Source organism: Pseudomonas sp. (assembly GCF_030150285.1).
Classification (GTDB): Bacteria; Pseudomonadota; Gammaproteobacteria; order Pseudomonadales; family Pseudomonadaceae; genus Aquipseudomonas.
Map to the genome: position 1 here is coordinate 14,958 of NZ_JASLGE010000084.1, position 19,169 is coordinate 34,126.

General features: G+C 59.5%; 11 protein-coding genes and 1 riboswitch. Of the genes, 4 read left to right on the plus strand and 7 right to left on the minus strand.

Annotated elements, in window-relative coordinates; all coding sequences use genetic code 11:
- Positions 1-22 precede the first annotated feature (22 nt).
- Complete coding sequence (locus Q1W15_RS19865; protein WP_300731207.1) at positions 23-1,888, minus strand: O-antigen ligase family protein; 1,866 nt, start codon at positions 1,886-1,888, stop codon at positions 23-25.
- Between the two features lie 157 nt (positions 1,889-2,045).
- On the opposite strand from Q1W15_RS19865, the gene msbA reads away from it, so the two are divergent.
- Both msbA and hldE read left to right on the plus strand, forming a co-directional pair.
- The gene (gene msbA / locus Q1W15_RS19870) at positions 2,046-3,854 is read left to right on the plus strand and encodes a lipid A export permease/ATP-binding protein MsbA (RefSeq protein WP_300731209.1); all 1,809 of its coding nucleotides are present in this window, start codon (positions 2,046-2,048) and stop codon (positions 3,852-3,854) included.
- Between the two features lie 144 nt (positions 3,855-3,998).
- Complete coding sequence (hldE, locus tag Q1W15_RS19875; RefSeq protein ID WP_300731211.1) at positions 3,999-5,420, plus strand: bifunctional D-glycero-beta-D-manno-heptose-7-phosphate kinase/D-glycero-beta-D-manno-heptose 1-phosphate adenylyltransferase HldE; 1,422 nt, start codon at positions 3,999-4,001, stop codon at positions 5,418-5,420.
- Positions 5,421-5,599: 179 nt separating this feature from the next.
- On the opposite strand, the gene Q1W15_RS19880 is transcribed toward hldE, so the two are convergent.
- The 4 genes from Q1W15_RS19880 to Q1W15_RS19895 all read right to left on the minus strand — a co-directional run bounded on the left by Q1W15_RS19880 (position 5,600) and on the right by Q1W15_RS19895 (position 9,065).
- On the minus strand, positions 5,600-6,556 hold the full coding sequence (locus Q1W15_RS19880) for a metal ABC transporter ATPase (RefSeq protein WP_300731213.1): 957 nt from the start codon (positions 6,554-6,556) through the stop codon (positions 5,600-5,602).
- Positions 6,557-6,599: 43 nt separating this feature from the next.
- Positions 6,600-7,412 (minus strand): aldo/keto reductase, encoded by an 813-nt coding sequence (locus Q1W15_RS19885; RefSeq protein WP_300731214.1) that lies wholly within the window; start codon positions 7,410-7,412, stop codon positions 6,600-6,602.
- Positions 7,409-8,584, minus strand: a complete 1,176-nt coding sequence (locus Q1W15_RS19890) for an FAD-binding oxidoreductase (protein ID WP_300731217.1) — start codon at positions 8,582-8,584, stop codon at positions 7,409-7,411. Before Q1W15_RS19890 ends, Q1W15_RS19885 begins: the two co-directional genes overlap by 4 nt.
- A gap of 148 nt (positions 8,585-8,732) precedes the next feature.
- Positions 8,733-9,065 (minus strand): multidrug efflux SMR transporter, encoded by a 333-nt coding sequence (locus Q1W15_RS19895; protein WP_019411119.1) that lies wholly within the window; start codon positions 9,063-9,065, stop codon positions 8,733-8,735.
- Between the two features lie 150 nt (positions 9,066-9,215).
- Between Q1W15_RS19895 and waaA the strand changes: the two genes are divergently transcribed.
- Complete coding sequence (gene waaA / locus Q1W15_RS19900; RefSeq protein WP_300731225.1) at positions 9,216-10,493, plus strand: lipid IV(A) 3-deoxy-D-manno-octulosonic acid transferase; 1,278 nt, start codon at positions 9,216-9,218, stop codon at positions 10,491-10,493.
- 4 nt (positions 10,494-10,497) lie between these two features.
- Here the strand turns inward: waaA and Q1W15_RS19905 are convergent, their stop codons facing one another.
- Together Q1W15_RS19905 and Q1W15_RS19910 are read right to left on the minus strand one after the other, a co-directional pair.
- Positions 10,498-15,201: a DUF6543 domain-containing protein gene (locus Q1W15_RS19905; RefSeq protein ID WP_300731228.1), complete on the minus strand. Its 4,704-nt coding sequence runs from the start codon at positions 15,199-15,201 to the stop codon at positions 10,498-10,500.
- Between the two features lie 91 nt (positions 15,202-15,292).
- A complete protein-coding gene (locus Q1W15_RS19910) occupies positions 15,293-16,729 on the minus strand; it encodes a TolC family outer membrane protein (RefSeq protein WP_300731231.1) in 1,437 nt (478 codons plus the stop codon).
- Between the two features lie 194 nt (positions 16,730-16,923).
- A riboswitch (TPP riboswitch) is annotated at positions 16,924-17,029 on the plus strand.
- 154 nt (positions 17,030-17,183) lie between these two features.
- Between Q1W15_RS19910 and thiC the strand changes: the two genes are divergently transcribed.
- Positions 17,184-19,085 (plus strand): phosphomethylpyrimidine synthase ThiC, encoded by a 1,902-nt coding sequence (gene thiC, locus Q1W15_RS19915; RefSeq protein WP_300731234.1) that lies wholly within the window; start codon positions 17,184-17,186, stop codon positions 19,083-19,085.
- Positions 19,086-19,169: the final 84 nt, after the last annotated feature.

The following is a 19,169-nucleotide window of genomic DNA, read 5'->3' on the forward strand; positions in this document are numbered from 1 at the left end:
CCCGTAGGGCTCAGCGTATGACTTAACGGCCCAGTTGTTCGACCTGGGCCTTCAACCGCGCGGCGGCTTTGGCAGGCGCGCGGGCTGCATAGCCGTCTAGCAGGGCTTGCAACTGCTCTTCAAACAACCAGCGACGGTCTTCCGGGTAGCGTTGCATATGGCGCAGATTGCGCTGGCGCAAGTCCAGCCGCAGGGCTGAGGGGTAAACGTGCAGGTCGGCGATGTCGATCAGGCCAAACTCGCCATCGTCCATCAACAACACATTCCCCAGGTGCAGCGAACGGAAGTAAATCCCCTGTTCATGCAGCAGCGCCAGGAACTTGCCAAAGCGTTCGACCAGCGCCTGGCGCATGGCATCGGAACCGATGGACTGCAACACCTGGCGCAGCGTCTGCCCCGACAACGGCTGGTACAGCACGCCGCTGCTGCCATCCGCAAACTGGTACAGGTCGAGTATCTGCGGGGCGGGAATGCCCTTGGCCTGCAGGCGTTCGCTGTTGACGGCAAAACGTTCGGAGTACGGGTTAAAGCTGCCCGACGTGTAGCAGCGGCGCTGGCGGAACAGCTTCAGGAACTGGCCATTTTCCAAGCGCAGGACTTTTGGCCCCAAGCCGTCTTCTTCAATCACCCGCGCGTGGGTCTGCAGGGCCGCCAGATCGGCGTTGCTCAGGCTGCGAACAGGCCGATCGAGCAGGGTTTTAAGGCGTCGGTTGATGCTCAGCGCGGCAATGATGGCCAGTGGAATCCATAGCAAATACCAGTGTTCTTTGGGGCGTGGCAGAATCCCGCCGCCTTCGGTCATGCCCGCGCCAATGCCGTACACCAGCCAGGCTGAGGCGAGGATAAACAGTGGGTTGATCCGGTGCCGCCAACTGCTGCACAGCGCCCACACTTGCATAAAGGCCCACGGCACAAAACCAATGATCCCCACGTAATACAGCGCGCCCAGGGCAAAGTTGTGCGGCTCGGAGAGCACATACTCCATATCGGGCAGGTGCAAGACCAGGGCCAGGGGTGCGTCATAGCCGTGGCCGGTGAAGGGGCGCTGGGCAATCAGGTCCAGGGCCATTTGCCACAGCTCGAAGCGGAACGAGCTGCCACGGCTGAAGATCATCTCTGAAAACAGGCTGAACACCACGGCACCGCCGACCACCAGGAGAATGCCCAAGGCCAGTGAACGGCGGTTCCAGCAGATAAAACTGAGCCAGATCATGCTCAGGACAATGGCCACCAGTGGAGTTCTGGAACCCGTGGCCAGCAGTGCGGCAAACATGATGAGAAAGGCGGGTGCAGCGATCAACATGACAAAAGGGCGTTTGCACGTCATGCCCAAGGTCAGCCAGTAAATGCAGAAAAAACCAAAGGCGTGGGAGCTGAGCAGGGGGTTATCGAACGCCCCCATACCGATCAGGCGGCCATCCGGGGTGTCGGGTGTTGCGGTGGTGAGGTAGGTGTAAAGGTTGAACACCGTGATCAGCAGCGCGACAACACCGGCCCCGAAAAAAACGGGTTGCAGGCTGTCACTGCGGTACTTGACCAGCAGGCTGCAGCCCATGAACAGCATCAGAATATGCAGTGCCGGCTTGAGCGCCTTCATCAGGCTTTCGTTGCCCGGGCTCCAGATCAGGCTGACCATTGCCCACCCGGCAAACGCCAGAAACCCCAGTACCAAAGGCTCGCGCAAACAGGCTTTCAGCTCGCTGGGGCGCAGCACCAGTGCGATCAGTGTCGGAATGCTGAACAGGCCGTAGTACAGCTTGTGATGGAGGCTGCGGTCAGGAACAAAATATAAGTCACACAGCAATAAAAAAAGCCCGATGGGCAGTAGCCATAGGCAAATGAAATCGAAGATTCGATGTTTTGAGTCACTCAAGTAACTGAATTGCATGTTGAAAGATTCATTCCCGATTTTGAACGGTCATTGTAGGGTAATGGCCATTTCATGTCGTTTTCGATGCCCCGTAGGACCGTCGCCGAAGCGGCTGGCAGTACACCAGAGAAGCTGTGATAAAGTCAGCAACCTTTTTTCACAACTGTCGCGTGATATGACCGAATCCAGCCCCACCTCAAGCGAATCGAGCTTGAAGATCTATCTGCGCCTCCTCAGCTATGTACGGCCTTATATCGGTCTTTTTTTGCTGAGTATTGTCGGCTTTCTGATTTTCGCGTCGACCCAGCCAATGCTGGGTTACATCCTCAAGTACTTTGTCGATGGTCTGTCCAACCCCGATGCGGTGTTGTTCCCGACGGTCCCTTACCTGCGCGACCTTCGGCTGCTGCAAGCCGTGCCGATCCTGATCGTACTGATTGCGGCCTGGCAAGGCCTGGGTTCCTTTTTGGGCAACTACTTTCTGGCCAAAGTATCGCTGGGGCTGGTGCACGACCTGCGGGTTCAGTTGTTCAACAACCTGCTGGTGCTGCCGAACCGCTACTTTGACAAACACAACTCGGGCCACCTGATTTCCCGTATCACGTTCAACGTGACGATGGTCACGGGGGCCGCCACAGACGCCATCAAAGTGGTGATCCGTGAAGGTATGACCGTGGTATTCCTGTTTGCCTCGCTGCTGTGGATGAACTGGCGGTTGACGTTGGTGATGGTCGCGATTTTGCCGTTGATTGCCGTGATGGTGAGCACGGCCAGCAAGAAATTCCGTAAACAGAGCAAGAAAATTCAGGCAGCTATGGGTGATGTGACGCACGTCGCGTCAGAAACCATCCAGGGTTACCGCGTGGTTCGCAGTTTTGGCGGCGAAGCCTACGAGCAAAAGCGTTTTCTGGAAGCCAGCCAAGGCAACACCGACAAACAACTGCGCATGACCCGTACCGGGGCGATCTACACTCCGATGCTGCAACTGGTTATCTACATCGCGATGGGCATTTTGATGTTCCTGGTGCTGTACATGCGCGGCGATGCCTCGGCAGGTGACATGATCGCCTACATCACCCTGGCGGGGCTGCTGCCCAAGCCGATCCGTCAATTGTCGGAAGTCAGCTCGACGATTCAGAAAGGTGTGGCGGGTGCCGAGAGTATTTTCGAGCAACTGGATGAGAAACCTGAGGTCGATACCGGCACCATCGAGCGCGACCATGTCACTGGCCGCCTTGATGTGCGCAACCTGAGCTTCACCTACCCCGACACCGACCGTCAGGTGCTCAAGGACGTGACGTTCTCGGCTGAGCCGGGGCAAATGGTGGCGCTGGTCGGGCGTTCGGGGAGCGGCAAGTCGACGCTGGCCAATTTGATCCCGCGCTTCTATCACCACACCTCGGGCGAAATTCTGCTCGATGGGGTCGAGATCGAAGATTATCGCTTGCTCAACCTGCGTCGCCATATCGCGCAAGTGACCCAGAACGTGACCCTGTTTAGTGACACCGTGGCCAACAACATTGCCTACGGTGACCTGGCGGGTGCGCCACGGGCCGACATCGAGCGAGCCGCGCGTGATGCTTACGCGATGGACTTTATTGAGCAACTGCCGCAAGGCCTGGACACCCCCGTGGGTGAGAACGGCGTGCTGTTGTCCGGTGGTCAGCGCCAGCGCCTGGCGATTGCCCGCGCCCTGCTCAAGAATGCGCCATTGTTGATTCTCGACGAAGCGACCTCGGCGCTGGACACCGAGTCGGAGCGTCATATTCAGGCGGCGCTGGACCAGGTCATGAAGGGCCGCACCACGCTGGTGATTGCGCACCGTCTTTCGACCATCGAAAAAGCCGACCTGATTCTGGTGATGGACCAAGGTCAGATCGTTGAGCGTGGCACCCATAGCGAGTTGCTGGCGCAGAACGGTTATTACGCCCGTCTGCACTCAATGGGCCTTGATGCGCCGCTGGCGTCTGGCGATATCGCCTGAAATTGACGACCAGGCCTGTGGGAGCGGGCACACCTGCTCCCACCTCTGACAGTGCTTCTTATTCCTGCGATTAACACCGTGAACTGACCTGCGTTCACCCTGTGTTAATATCGCGCCCCTGTTCATTTTGTATGTGGGTTCTCCATGAAGTTGTCCATGCCGCGATTCGATCAAGCCCCTGTCTTGGTGGTAGGCGATGTCATGCTCGACCGTTATTGGCATGGCGGGACCTCACGGATTTCCCCTGAGGCACCCGTGCCGGTGGTTAAAGTCGAGCAAATCGAGGACCGCCCCGGTGGTGCCGCCAACGTTGCGCTTAACATTGCGGCGCTCGGTGCGCCAGCCTCATTGGTTGGCGTGACGGGTGACGATGAAGCTGCCGACAGCCTGGCCAACAGCCTTCGAGGCGCAGGTGTGCGCGCCCTGTTCCAGCGCATTGCGCACCAGCCCACTATCGTCAAACTGCGGGTTATGAGCCGTCACCAGCAACTGCTGCGTATCGACTTTGAAGAGCCCTTTGCCACCGACGCCCTTGCGCTGGGAGCTGAAGTCGAAAGCCTGCTGGATGGCATCAAGGTGCTGGTGCTGTCTGACTACGGCAAGGGTGCGCTGAAAAACCATCAAGTGCTGATTCAGGCCGCCCGTGAGCGCGGTATTCCCGTGCTGGCCGACCCTAAAGGCAAAGACTTTTCGATCTACCGTGGCGCGAGCCTGATCACACCGAACCTCAGCGAGTTTGAAACCATCGTCGGCGGTTGCGTCGACGAGGCTGACCTGGTGGCCAAGGGGGCCAAGCTGATGGCCGACCTGGACTTGGGCGCGCTGCTGGTCACCCGTGGTGAACACGGCATGACCCTGCTGCGTCCGGGCTTTGCAGCCATGCACCTGCCGGCCCGCGCCCGTGAAGTGTTTGACGTCACCGGTGCTGGCGACACGGTCATTTCAACCCTGGCAGCGGCCATTGCAGCCGGCGAAGAACTGCCCCACGCGGTGGCCCTGGCCAATCTGGCGGCGGGCATCGTGGTCGGCAAGCTCGGCACGGCGGCCATCAGCGCGCCGGAACTGCGCCGTGCCATTCAGCGTTCGGAAGGCTCCGAGCGGGGCATATTGAGCCTTGATCAATTGCTGCTGGCCATTGATGACGCTCGGGCGCATAACGAGAAAATCGTTTTCACCAATGGCTGCTTTGACATCCTGCATGCCGGGCATGTGACCTACCTGGAGCAGGCGCGCGCCCAAGGCGACCGCCTGATTGTGGCGGTCAATGACGATGCCTCCGTGAGCCGCCTCAAAGGTCCGGGCCGCCCGATCAACAGCGTGGACCGCCGCATGGCGGTGCTGGCCGGTCTGGGCGCTGTGGACTGGGTGATCAGCTTCCCAGAGGGCACCCCGGAGAACCTGCTGGCTCAGGTCAAACCGGACGTACTGGTCAAGGGCGGTGATTACGGGATTGACCAAGTGGTGGGTGCCGACATCGTGAGCGCGTATGGCGGCACCGTGAAAGTGCTGGGGCTGGTTGAAAACAGCTCGACCACGGCCATCGTCGAGAAAATCCGCGGCCAGTGACCACGCAATCTGTGGGAACGAGTATGTTCGTTGTCTTTTGACCTTTAAAAGATCGCGAGCAAGCTCGCTCCTACGGAGGATGGCAGCGTTTGTAGGAACGAGCTTGCTCGTGATCTTTTGACCTTTATAAGATCACGAGCAATCGAGCGTCGACCGGCTGCGCCTACAGGCATATTGGGCTACTCGGCCTTTACGACCTTCCTGAATATCTGCCGGGCCTTTCCGGTCAGGCGCTTCAGACTCGACTCCTTGTCCGGTGCGCTCAAACCTTGCTGTTTGAGCCAGTCTTTCCAGCGAATTCGCTCTTCGCTGACCACCCAGCCCTTCTGCGGCGCAAAACTTTCCGCCAGGTATAAGCCTCGGGTGCTGGCGCGTTGCAGTTGGTCCTTGTGCAGGGTGTACAGCTCGGCGCACGGTTCGCCGTCAGTCAGTGGCATCAGGTACAGGTCCGGGCGCTTGCGGTCGAGCCGCGCCACCAGTTGGTCCCCTTCAAGCCGTTCGTCCACATGAAACAGGCTCAACGACTTGGCTTCTTTGGGCACTTCAAGGCGCAGGTCGTAAATCAGTTGCAGGGAGGCGGTGGGTAAATGCACGTAGGCCCGTGGGCGTTCCAGCAGCGGTTGGCTGCCACAGCGCACCGGGCGGGCCGCGCCGGACAGCGGCGTGAGGCGAAAGGGCAGGGCTTCACGATAATGCAGCGCACTGACGTAAGGCGCGGGCAGCCATGTTTCGTTAAAGCGCCCACTGAGCCAGCCTTCGGGGGTTTCCAGCAAGCACTCTTCAGCAATTTCCTGAATGGCCGTGTGCAAGGGCAGATTGATCTCGTGGGCCGGTACGTAACCGGAGATCAGCTTAAGCACCACATCGCCGCGATCCTGGCGTCGCTGGCGCACCAGCACCCAGTAGTCGCGACCTTGCCAATTGAGCGTCAACCGCACGGAAACCCCAAGGTTGGCCAGTTCCAGGGCAAACCGCTCGATATCGGGCACGGTAACGTGCCGGCGTTTTTGCAGGGTCTGGGTAAAGTTCAGGGGCATGCCGATGCTCTGGTAGGCCAGGCCTTCGGGCGTCGCTTCGACAAACAGGGGCAGGGTTTTGAAGTCGCTGGGGTTCTTGCGAATAAGCGAACGCGGCATATGACGGCTCCTTCTTGCGTCGGGGTCGGCCGCGTCGGCGGCATCAGCGGGTGTGCAGGACCTGCGCCACCGTTGTCACGTTATGGGCCAGATGCAAAGGATTGATGGTGCCGACAATAGCACTGGCAACCCCGTGATGGCCAAATACCAGTTCGAAGCTGGCACGCACTGGATCGACCCCGGGACTCAAGCAGACATGGCCACTGGCCAAGGCTTTCTTGACCAGAATGGCCTTGCCATGGGCGGCAGCGTAATCGATGACGGGTTGCTCGGCTTGATCGTTAAGGTTGTACGTGACCATCGCACAGTCGCCGGTTTCCAAGGCTTTGAGCCCGCCTTCGACGGTTTTGCCCGAGAGCCCGAAGCCGCGAATCTTGCCTTCGCGCTTGAGGGCGGCCAGCGTGTCGTACACCTCGTGGGTATTCAGAATGGCGAGGTCATTGCCGTCAGAATGCACCAGTACCATGTCGATGAAATCTGTTTCCAAGCGTTGCAGGCTACGTTCCACCGAGCGGCGGGTATGGGCGGCGCTGAAATCGTGGCTGGAGTGGCCGCCGACGAACTCTTCACCCACTTTGCTGACAATTACCCAGTCCTGGCGCTGACCGCGCAATAGCGGGCCCAGTCGCTCCTCACTGCGGCCATAGGCCGGCGCGGTGTCGATCAGGTTGATGCCCAGATCACGGCAGAGTTTGAGCAGCCTGCGCGCTTCATCGTCGTTCGGGATCTGGAAACCATTGGGGTACTTCACCCCTTGGTCGCGCCCCAGTTTAACGGTGCCCAGGCCCAGTGGCGACACCTTCAGGCCGGTGCTGCCCAGTGGGCGATGAAGGTCGTGCAGGGTGGGCTGGCTCATGGCAACAGTTGCTCCCAGGCGGTTTTGCCCAAGGGTGGGCGCGGGAAGTCGGGCAGGGCGGGGGCGTTGCCCGGCGTGATGCCGTCATGCTCAAGGGCCTTGAGCACGCGGTCCGCGAAGTCCGGGGCCAAGGCCAGCTTGGTCGGCCAGCCGACCAGCAAGCGCCCCTGATCGGCCAGGAAAGCGTTGTCCGGGCGTACCAGCCCCGATTGCGCGGGTTCAGCGCGATTGACCCGCAACGTGGCCCACTGCGCCTGGCTCAAGTCGACCCACGGCAACAAGTTGCCCAGTTCTTTCTGCGCCACGGCAATCTGCTCGGCCGGTTCACGGGCCACGCCATCGGCCTCGGCGATATCGCCGCCCAAGTACCACACCCATTCGCCATTGGCGGCTGGGTGAGTGGTCACGGTGATGCGCGGCTTGGGGCCGCCACCCAGGCAGTGGGCATACAGCGGTTTGAGGCTCGGGCCCTTGACCAGCACCATGTGCAGCGGGCGCAACTGTTGCGCGGGTACGCTAATGCCGGCGCTGCTCAACAGGTCGGCATTGCCCGCCCCCGCGCTGAACACGATGCGCTGGGCATGAATGTCACGGCCGTCGACCCGCAGGCCGATCAGCTCGTTGTGCTCAAAAAGAGGTTCGATTTGTTGACCGGCCAACAGGCCATCCCCTGCCAGTCCAGCCAGACGCTCGATCAGGCTGGGTACATCGACCACCAGTTCAGCCAAGCGATAGACCTTGCCCTTGAAACGCGGGTTTTGCAGGGCCGGGGGCAATTGATCGCCTTTGACCTGATCGACGCGCCCGCGCACCGCCTTACTGGCAAAGAAACTGGTGAGGTTGCCGGCCAAGGTGCCGGGCGACCACAGGTAATGGGCTTCGGACAGCACGCGAACGCCGCGCAGATCCAATTCGCCGTCACCGGCCAGGGCTTCGCGCCAACGGCGGGGCATATCGGCAATGGCTTCGGATGCACCGGTCAGGGCACCGTGCAGGGCGTATTTGGCCCCGCCATGAATGATGCCTTGGGATTTCACACTCTGGCCGCCGCCGAGGCTTTCGCGCTCGACCACCACCGTCGAAAACCCCAAGCGGCGCAGGCGGGCATTGAGCCAAAGGCCAGCAACCCCCGCGCCGACAATCAGCACGTCGGTGGAAATAACAGATGGCATGGGCGACCTCAGGCTTTAAAGACAAAGAAGCAGTATAAAGAAGCTGCAAGCTGCAAGCTGCAAGTAAAGGCAAGATCAGAAGCGGTGTGATGGCTGGCTTTTGATCTCGCTATTATTTGTAGCTCAAAACTTGCCGCTTGCCGCTGCTTCAATGCCCCGCCGTTTTCGAGAACAGTTGAATCACCACCACGCCCAACACAATCAGGCCCATGCCGAGCATGGCTGGTAGGTCGAGCTTTTGCCCGTAGATAAACAGCGCGGCAATGCTCACCATCACAATGCCCATGCCCGCCCACACCGCGTACGCCACGCCCACCGGAATGGTGCGCACCACCAGTGTCAGCATCCAGAACGCCGTTGCGTAGCCCGCGATGACCAGGATCAGCGGTAAGGGTGTGCTGAACCCTTTGATCGCCTTCATCGAAACAGTAGCAATCACTTCGGCGCAGATGGCGATAGCCAAGTAGTAGTAGGCGTTCATGGAGGAATCCTGAAGGGAGGGGGCGGAGCAATTTATCAGCAAGTAATTCTAGAGGTTGTGAAAATGTGTAGGGGGCTTTTTGTCGCGCCTTGAAAGGACCGTGTTCGGTGCCATCATCGTGGAAGTCGTTTTCAAGTAAACTCCGGGCCCATGAATAGAACTCTCTACACCTTGCTGTTTCATCTGGGGCTGCCATTGGTGGCGATTCGCTTATGGCTGCGGGCACGTAAAGCCCCGGCGTATGCCAAGCGCATTGGCGAGCGTTTCGCGCTCAACCTGCCAGCCCTGCAGCCCGGCGGGATCTGGGTGCACGCCGTGTCCGTCGGTGAAAGCATCGCCGCCGCCCCGATGATCCGGGCGTTGCTGCAACGTTATCCACAGTTGCCGATTACCGTGACCTGCATGACTCCGACCGGTTCGGAGCGCATTCAAGCCCTGTTCGCCGACGAACCACGCATTCAGCACTGTTATTTGCCTTACGACCTGCCATGGGCCGCCGCGCGTTTTCTGGGCCGGGTGCAGCCCAAGCTGGCGGTGATCATGGAAACCGAATTGTGGCCTAACCATATTCATCAATGCGCCAAGCGTGGCATTCCGGTGGCACTGGCCAATGCGCGGTTGTCGGCCCGTTCGGCCAAGGGGTATGCGCGCTTCGCCAAGCTCACCCGGCCAATGCTCGAAGAGATGAGCCTGATCGCGGTACAGACCGAAGCCGAAGCCGAGCGCTTCCTCCAGTTGGGTGCCCGGCCTGAGTGCGTGCAAGTGACCGGTTCGATCAAGTTTGACCTGACGATTGACCCTCAGTTGCTGATCAAGGCCCGCGCGCTGCGCGAGCAATGGCAGGCGCTGGAGCGCCCGGTGTGGATCGCCGCCAGCACCCATGACGGTGAGGATGCAATCGTGCTGGCGGCGCATCGGCAGTTGCTCGCCAGCTACCCGAACGCCCTGTTGATTTTGGTGCCGCGCCACCCGGAACGCTTTAACGCGGTGTTCGAGCTATGCCAGAGCGAAGGTTTCAACACGGTACGGCGCTCGACTGCAACGCCGGTCAGCGCGCAGACGCAGGTGCTGTTGGGCGACACCATGGGCGAGCTGCTGTTTTTGTATGCCTTGGCAGACAGTGCTTTTGTGGGTGGCAGCCTGGTGCCCAACGGCGGCCATAACCTGCTGGAGCCCGCAGCGCTGGCCAAGCCGGTATTGAGTGGCCCGCACCTGTTCAACTTTCTCGAAATCGCCGCGTTGTTGCGCGAGGCCGGTGCATTGGAGGAGGTAGACGATGCACAAGGCCTGGCCGTTGCAGTGCAGCGCCTGTTTGAGTTGCCGCAGGACGCGCACTTGATGGCTGAGGCCGGGTTGCGCGTGATGCGCACCAACCAGGGCGCTTTGCAGCGCCTGCTGGAGGGTTTGGGCAAGCTGCTGTCGCGCTAGGTGCTTATTCCGTCAGCATGACCAGCGGCAGAAACCAGCGTTCGGCCAGGTTTTTGCCTATCTGGCCCCGGTGCACATTCACAATGGCTTGCCCGCTGTGCGCGTCGGCCAACTGTGAGAAGTAGCTCAGCTTGCGCTGTGCCTTGGTCTTCAAATGGGCGACCGCATAATCGGGCGCGGGCGTATCGAGTGCCGGGTAATGAAAGTGCGCATACCACAACGGCGCGCCGTCCCGGTCATTTACCGCGTATTCCTGAATAAAGTCCTGACGCTCCCCCTGCAATTTAATGCGTTCGCCCAAGGCTGCAATCTGCACACGTTTTTGATCCAGCAAGTACTGAAGGTTGCCGTGGGTGGGGGGCAGTTCCAGGCTTAACTGAATACGCAATGTTTCGCCTTCTTGTGTCAGGCGTTGGGCGGCGCTTCGCATGTCATCGATGAGTGTCTGGTCTGCAGGCAGGCGTGACGCGGCAGGCTCAGCCTGAACGGCGTTGTGCAGTTCGCTGGCCAACCGGTCGAGCTTGCGGGCCTCGTTGTTGGCCTGCTCCTGGATTTCCACGGGGTGCCGGCACAGGGCTCGGTATTGCCGCACTTGGCTCAGGTGTTTATCAAATTGCCCAAACAGCTTGCGTGCGTCTCCCTTGATGATATTCAGGGCACGGAGCGGGGCCGCTGGTTTAGGGTGCAGGGTCTGGATCTCAACCCACTCATCGCCATGTTGTGAGTAGGTTGACAGCAACTGTTTGTCATACCCTGAGTGCACTTCAATGACTTCCATCGGCCATTGCCCGTCAGCGGGCCTGACATTGCCGATCAGGGTCCCTTTGCCGCGGGCCTTGATCACTTTGCGCTGTGGTATGCCCGCACCGGAGGGCGGGCGCGGCTCAGGCCTTTTACGCGGTTTGAGGGCAGGTTTGATTTCGGCCGCCAGTAGCTTGGTTGCATCCTGATACAGTGAATCGAGCAGTTGGCCAAGTTTGTCGAAGTACGTCATTTCAAGTGATTCAGCGCTCATCAGGCGGATGCCTTGCAACGCATCCAGCGCCTGACCGTAATGTTCAACCAGGCTGTCCAGCACCTCTACGCGCCTGCTCGTTTCGAGCGCAAGCGTGGTGACTTCGATGTGGGTATGCAGGTGTTCTTTCAGGGGGTCGATGGCCTGATCCAGGCTGTCCTCTACCAGTGTGCTGGCCGTTGTGCTTGAACTGACCATCTTCAGGCACTCCAGTTGCAGGCTCTTCAGGGACAGAGGGCTGTGTTCCTCGCGGGGCAACTGGCTCGTCAGCGGGGCCGCCGCCTCGGCCCCGGCCTCACTGAGGTTGAACAGTTCATCCAGGTAGCCATTACGCATTTCGATCCGTTCGATGGCTCTATCGTTGATGGTGATTTGCTCTCTGATGAACTGCTCGAAACCCTTCGGGTCGGCCTCACTGGCCGCCTCCATGCGAGCGTCAAGCGTGCTGAACTGTGGCCATTTACGTAGCAGAATGCGCTGTTCCTTTGCCGGAATTGAGAGCGACGTTGCCCTGTTGTCAAACGCTTTTTCCAGCAGAGAGATCACGACTTTTTCGTGAAATGGTGCCTGAAGCTCCAGGCGCTCCTGCCGCGTGTCGAGCAGTTTTTGGTAGGCGCTCAATTGCTTTTGCAGTGCAGTGTCGAGGCGCTCACGCAGGGCGGTGAGCTGTTCAGCGGTGTAGCGTGGGTCATCACTGGCCTTCTCTAGAATCTGAAGGGTGGTTTCCACGGTTTTGTGCAGCGTCTCTTCCTCTTTGAAAAAAGTATCCAGTTCGGTCTGAAGCTCAAGCAGGCGGGCTGCTTTCTTTTGTTTCAGGGCGGCGATACGCCTGGGCGGCATGCCGCCTTGCAAACTCATGCCCAAATCCAGCGTCCACAGGCCATTGATGTCTGACTTTACCCGTGGGCCCAAGTGACTGGGGTCGGTACTCGACACGATGATGGCTCCCCCTTTGAGGTCGACTTCGACGGGGTACAGGTCATTATCAATCAGGGCGCACCACCTGTCGGCAATGCGGTACAGACCTTTGTGCACACCTGTGGCTTGAGCGGGGGGGAGAGCCGCCGGGCGAGCAATCTTGAATTCAGCGAGTTTTCTGATTTGGCCGGCAGTGAGGTGATTGCGGGCACTGGCGAAACGGAAATCGAGGACTGTGCTGTCCGTGTTGGGGAACTCACCGGCCAGCGCCACAAGGCCCGTGATGATTTTGGGCGGGGAGGGGGCTGGCCAGCCTTGCGGGTCATGGGCGGGCGCTAAAGGTCGCAAGGTTTGGCGCGCCATTCGCGACGCCACCCGTGGGAGCCGAGGCAGGGCACTCAGGGTGTAGTGGAATAACATCATGCCGACGTTGAGCAGTACATCGGCGATGGCAAGCTCCCGTGTGGCCGGGTCACGACTGGACAGTGCGGGAATAGCCTGACTGACCGTATTCGCCAGCCCAAGCAGCCCACCTGTGATCATCAGCGCCCGCGGCAACGCCGGTGCAAGCAGCAAACTGTTGAACACCAGGCTGGTGCCTTCAAAAAAAACACGCCAGCGGCTCTCACGGTTGGACACAGAGTCGGTATTGGCCTGGTCGACCAAGGCTCTGGCGTTGCACCCATACAGGAACAGCATCAATTGGCCATTGAGCAGGTATTGCAGCAGTTCGTGACTGATGCCATCGGTGGCTAGCGCTGCCGGGGCGGGTACTTCGAGGGGAGCAAACTCACTGCCCAAGCCAAAACGTACGTAGTGAGGCTCTTTAATGCCGCCATTGGCATAGATCGGACGTGCGGCATCGCTTAACCAGATCAGAATGCTGTCTTGCAACTCACCCGGCTCCGCCATGGCCTTTAGCAAGGCGTCACGCGTGGGGAATTCCAGCAGTGCCTTGGCGTAAAACGGGCGGTAGAGCACGTGCGGGCCGTGGTCAGTATTGCTGGGCTCGATGATGAACATGTTGCTGACGACATCGGGTACGGCCTCGGGTTTGCGTATCAGCGCCAGGCGCCGAATCACCACAGGCTGCCCTTCAATCACTCGCTCGTCTGCACCAGGCTGTACCACTGCGGCCACATAACGTGCGCCGAGCGGGGTCATGCCGTTGGCTTTTTTAAGGCTCAACTCCAGGGCTTCCAGGGGCAGTTGTACATTCATTTGTTCGGCAAACAGCTTCTCACGCTCTTGCGAGGCAGGGGTGTTGCTCAGCAGCAGACTTTCAAGGCGTTCGGGATACGCCTTGCCGATATTGGCCTGCTCGATCAGGCCGTCACGCTGAGTGATGTAGTCGGGCGTTAGCCACGCGGGCAGGGCTAACCCCAATCGATGCCCCAGGGTTAAGCGGCCGGTAGGGCGCCCGACCAGGTTTTTCAGGGCCAGTTCGGTCAGGCTCAGGGTGACCGGTTCGATGATACCGATCGTGTTCAACACGCCGGTCGCGACATGAAAGGTCAGTTGTATGTCATCGGGATGGGGAGGGGCGTGGGGTTCGGTGAGGCCGGGTTCGAACTGCTTTTGGTCGCGTTGCAGGAGTTGCTGCAGGACATCGACGGCATAGGTGTGAATGCCGCTGATACCGTTCAGGTAGGTATGACCCCGGCTGTTTTTTTTGGCCCGGGCCATGCCCACACTGTATTGGCGGTAAAGCGCCCGGTCGTTTGGCGAGGCATTTTCGAGCCAGTCGGGGACATTCGCTTTCAGGGGGGCGAGTTGTTGTCGATTGGCTGGAGGCGCATCAGCAAAAAAGTCTGAGGTGTCGAGCAGTTTGCGGTAGAGCGTTTGCAGTGCCTGTGCGCCAATCCGGGTGGGCAGTGTGAGTGCGGCAATACGCTCCAGGTGACGATTCAGCAGGGCCGCGGCCGCTGCGTCGAATACATTGCCCTCGAGCTCGAAGTGTTTGGACCGGATTTCACTGACCGCGTAGCGTTCGCTGATCCGCTTGACCCAACTCAGGCTCAGGGTGTTCAGGTCTTTATAGGTGCGGGTGGTACCGTCTGGCTTGAAGCTCATCACTTGCTTTGCCGTGGCAAGCACGATCCTCTCGCTTAGCACGGAACGAACCACACCATTATTGCGCAGCGTAACTTTAAGCCAGTAGGCGCTGACAGCACGCTCACCGAACTGGCGAACCCGGGCCTCACGTTCAGGAAACTGAATGATCTGGTTGATCGCCTCGCGAGCGTCGCTGTCCAAGTCTTTCTGTTTAAGCGCCCCGAGGGTCAAGGTGTCTCGAATTACATCACTGAGCCAGCGCCAGCGGCTCGCGCCGGTGCTTGAAGGCTGCTTCCAATAGTCATTAAGCGAATTCTGCAAGCCGATCGGCAGGCGCCACGCCAACTCTTTGACCAGGGTTGCGATGACCTTCATGTTCAGTTCGCCGGCGGGCAGGCGTAGCCAGTTGGGTGCCTCGTCGACCAAATAGTAGGGCTGGCCGCTGACCGGGGTCAGATCCAGTTCGGTCCCGTTGCCCAGATAGTCCATGACTTTGGGCATGAACGGGTGAAGGGCCCAGCCGCCTCCCGGAATAGGAACCGCCAGCCGTGTGCGCGTGAGGTCGATGATCAGTGTGGGGTAGTGCTCGGCAATCGCCGCGGCAAGCATCTGCCGGGCGACGGACTCAAGGGTCGGCGGGTTGTCGAACTCGGCTCGCACTGCGTTTTGCGTAGGTATGAAAGGTGTGGCGTCAGCGGGGGGGGTGGGTTGTAGCGGCATGGGGGTGTTCCTGTGTTGAGTGCCAAGAGGTCATGCGGGCAATGCCGCATTAACCTCTGGAACACGCACGGAACGGTGGTATCCGATTACATCATTTACCCGCTGAACGTATGTTGGCTTCGGCCGCCTGGGCCAGGTCAGGTGGCAGGAAGTCTTTGTCCGGGTTGTAGTCGGCCTTCAGGTAGCGCGACAGCGCGTCCAGGTCGCCGGGGTTCAGCGTGCCTGCCGCTTGCTTGAGGCGCAGGTTGTCGAGGATGTAGTCGTAGCGGCTGTTGTTGTAATCGCGCACCGAGTTGTACAGCTGGCGCTGGGCGTCGAGCACGTCGACGATGTTGCGTGTGCCCACCTGGTAGCCGATTTCTGTGGCTTCCAATGCGCTCTGGCTCGAGATAATCGACTGTAGGCGGGCTTTCACCTGTTCAACGTCGGTGTTGACCGCGCGGTGCAGGTTACGGGTGTTTTCGACCACCTGACGACGCAGCGACTCGCGCTGCTGCTCGGTCTGGTCCAGGCGCGAGTACGACTCACGGACTTGCGAGCTGGTCAAGCCACCGCTGTAGATCGGGATATTCAACTGGATGCCGATGCTGGTTTGCTTGACCGGGCCGGCATAGTGCTGGTTCAGGGCGTTCGGGTTGCTGAGGCCGAAGGCGTCGTTGTCGCCGCTTTTGTATTGCGCCACGGCATCCACGGTGGGTGCGTGGCCAGCTTTGCGCTGTTTAAGCGTTTCTTGCGCGGCGTCTACGGCGAAGTTGCTGGCCAGCAAATAAAGGTTCTGCTGCGCGGCGGTGTCGACCCAGGCTTTGGCGTCGTTTGGCGTCGGCGGCAAAATCGGCAAGCTGTGGCGCATGCCTTCAATGGCGTTGTACTGGCGGTTGGTCAGCCTCACCAGTGCTTCAAAAGCATCTTCGACCTGGCGCTTGGCGAGCATGCGGTTGGCCCGCGCGGTGTCGTAGCTGGCTTGGGATTGCAGCACGTCGGTCTTGTCCGACAGGCCTACATCAAAACGCTCGCGGGACTGGTCCAGTTGGCGCTTGAACGCGGCTTCTTCAGCTTTGGTGGCGGCCAGCGTGTCCTGGGCACGCAACACCGAGAAGTAGGCATTGGCGCTTTGCAGGATCAGGTTTTGTTCCGTGGCCGAGAGTTGCAGCGCAGCCTGCTCATTGACCGATTCGGCGGCTTTGAGCTGGTACCAGCGGTCAATCCGGAACAGGGGCTGGGCCAATGTGGCCTGATACACCATCGCGCTGCGATTGGTGGTCAGTGACGGCTTATTGATGGAGGTGTGCACATTGCTTGATTCGGCCCCGCCTGACAGATTCGGCAGCAAACCGGCGCGGGCCTGGGGTACCACTTCCTTTTGTGCCGAGTAATCAGCACGCGCTGCCGCGAGGTCGGCGTTATTGTCGACAGCTTCCCGGTAAACACTGACCAGACCGTTTTGGTTGGACACAGGAGCAGGCGAATCCACAGCCATAGCGTTGGTCGCCCAGGACACGGCGATAGCCAGCGAGAGTTTGCGCAGCATGAGCGATCCCTAGTTCAAAGTGCGAAAGTGATTGGCGAGGCCGTGTTCTGGCTCTCGTTGTTTCAAGACGTAGCGAGTGTAGTAGTTTTGGAGGGAGAGAGCAGCTGCAAGCTTTCAGCTTTAAGCGGCAAGTCAAATTTACGCCATGAGCTTGCCGCTTGTAGCTAAAAACTGGAGTCTGCCCTAGACTGGCCGCGTTCTTGTCGGGGTGCCTTGCTATGAGGCTGAGATCGAATAATTTCGGATCCCGTTGAACCTGATCAGGTTAACGCCTGCGTAGGGAACAAGATTTCTCGTCTCCCGGCGAGTCCTCTTGAGTGCCGTCCGGGATCGATTGTTCAAAAAATGACCAATCGTTCGAGGCCGTCACTCAGCACCCAGTCCTTGGGTGACTCCGTACATTTTTCAGGTTCTCCCTCCGACAATCCACCTGGATGCAGTCTGGAGAGCCGTGATGAGTACAAAACCAAAAAATGCGATCAACCTCAGCGATTCGGCCAAGGTCGATGAGCAGTCCGTCAAGCCGTTTACCCGCTCGCAAAAAGTCTACGTACAGGGCTCGCGCCCGGACATTTTGGTACCGATGCGTGAAGTCAGCCTTGATGTCACGCCCACCGATTTTGGCGGGGAAATCAATGCCCCGGTATTGATCTACGACACCTCCGGCCCGTATACCGACCCTTCGGTCGAGATTGACGTGCGCAAAGGCCTGGGCGACGTGCGTTCGGCCTGGCTCAACGACCGTGATGACACCGAGCGCCTGCCGGGCCTGAGTTCGAACTTCGGGCAAATGCGCCTCGACGACGCCGAGTTGACCCAGCTGCGTTTTGCCCACGTGAAAAACCCGCGTCGGGCCAAGGCCGGGGCCAACGTGACCCAGATGCACTATGCGCGTCAGGGCATCATCACCGCCGAGATGGAATACGTCGCCATCCGCGAAAACATGAAACTGCAAGAAGCGCGGGCGGCAGGTTTGCTTGACCAGCAGCACGCCGGTCACAGCTTCGGGGCCAATATCCCGAAAGAAATCACCCCGGAATTCGTGCGCGACGAAATCGCCCGTGGCCGCGCCATTATCCCGGCCAACATCAACCACGTTGAACTGGAGCCGATGATCATTGGCCGTAACTTCCTGGTGAAGATCAACGGCAACATCGGCAACAGCGCGCTGGGCTCCTCGATTGAAGAAGAAGTGGCCAAGCTGACCTGGGGCATTCGCTGGGGCTCGGACACGGTCATGGACCTGTCCACCGGTAAACACATTCACGAAACCCGCGAGTGGATCATCCGCAACTCGCCGGTGCCGATCGGTACCGTGCCGATTTATCAGGCGCTGGAAAAGGTCAACGGCGTGGCCGAAGACCTGACCTGGGAACTGTTCCGCGACACCCTGATCGAGCAGGCAGAGCAGGGCGTAGACTACTTCACCATTCACGCTGGGGTGTTGCTGCGCTACGTGCCGCTGACCGCCAAACGTGTGACGGGCATTGTGTCGCGCGGTGGCTCAATCATGGCCAAGTGGTGCCTGGCGCACCACAAAGAAAACTTTCTCTACACCCATTTCGACGACATCTGCGAAATCATGAAGGCCTACGACGTCAGCTTCTCGCTGGGTGATGGCCTGCGCCCGGGCTCGATTGCCGACGCCAACGATGCGGCACAGTTCGGTGAACTGGAAACTTTGGGCGAGTTGACCAAAATCGCCTGGAAGCACGACGTTCAATGCATGATCGAAGGCCCCGGCCACGTGCCGATGCAGTTGATCAAAGAGAACATGGACAAACAGCTGGAATGCTGTGACGAGGCCCCGTTCTACACCCTCGGCCCGCTGACCACCGACATCGCGCCGGGCTATGACCACATCACCTCGGGCATAGGTGCTGCGATGATCGGCTGGTTCGGCTGCGCGATGCTCTGCTATGTCACGCCGAAGGAGCATCTGGGGCTACCCGACCGCAACGACGTCAAGACTGGCGTTATCACCTACAAGATCGCGGCACATGCCGCCGATCTCGCCAAGGGCCACCCGGCAGCGCAATTGCGCGATGACGCTCTTTCAAGGGCGCGCTTCGATTTTCGCTGGATGGATCAGTTCAACCTGTCGCTCGATCCGGAGACCGCGTGCAAGTATCACGACGAGACGCTGCCAAAGGACGCCCACAAGGTCGCGCATTTCTGCTCGATGTGCGGTCCGAAATTCTGCTCGATGAAGATCACGCAGGACGTGCGCGACTACGCCGCGACGTTGAACGATAAAGAACAGGGCATGGCGCAGATGAGCACCAAGTTCAAGGAAATGGGCGAGAGCCTGTATCTCGACGCGGACAAGGTGAAGGAAAGCAACAGGGTGTTGTGAGGGGGACAGAGCGGGTAACGGTGATTTTTACTGTTGCCCGCTACTCTCTGGTTTTCTCTTATCTGCAATTAGAAATCCAACGAC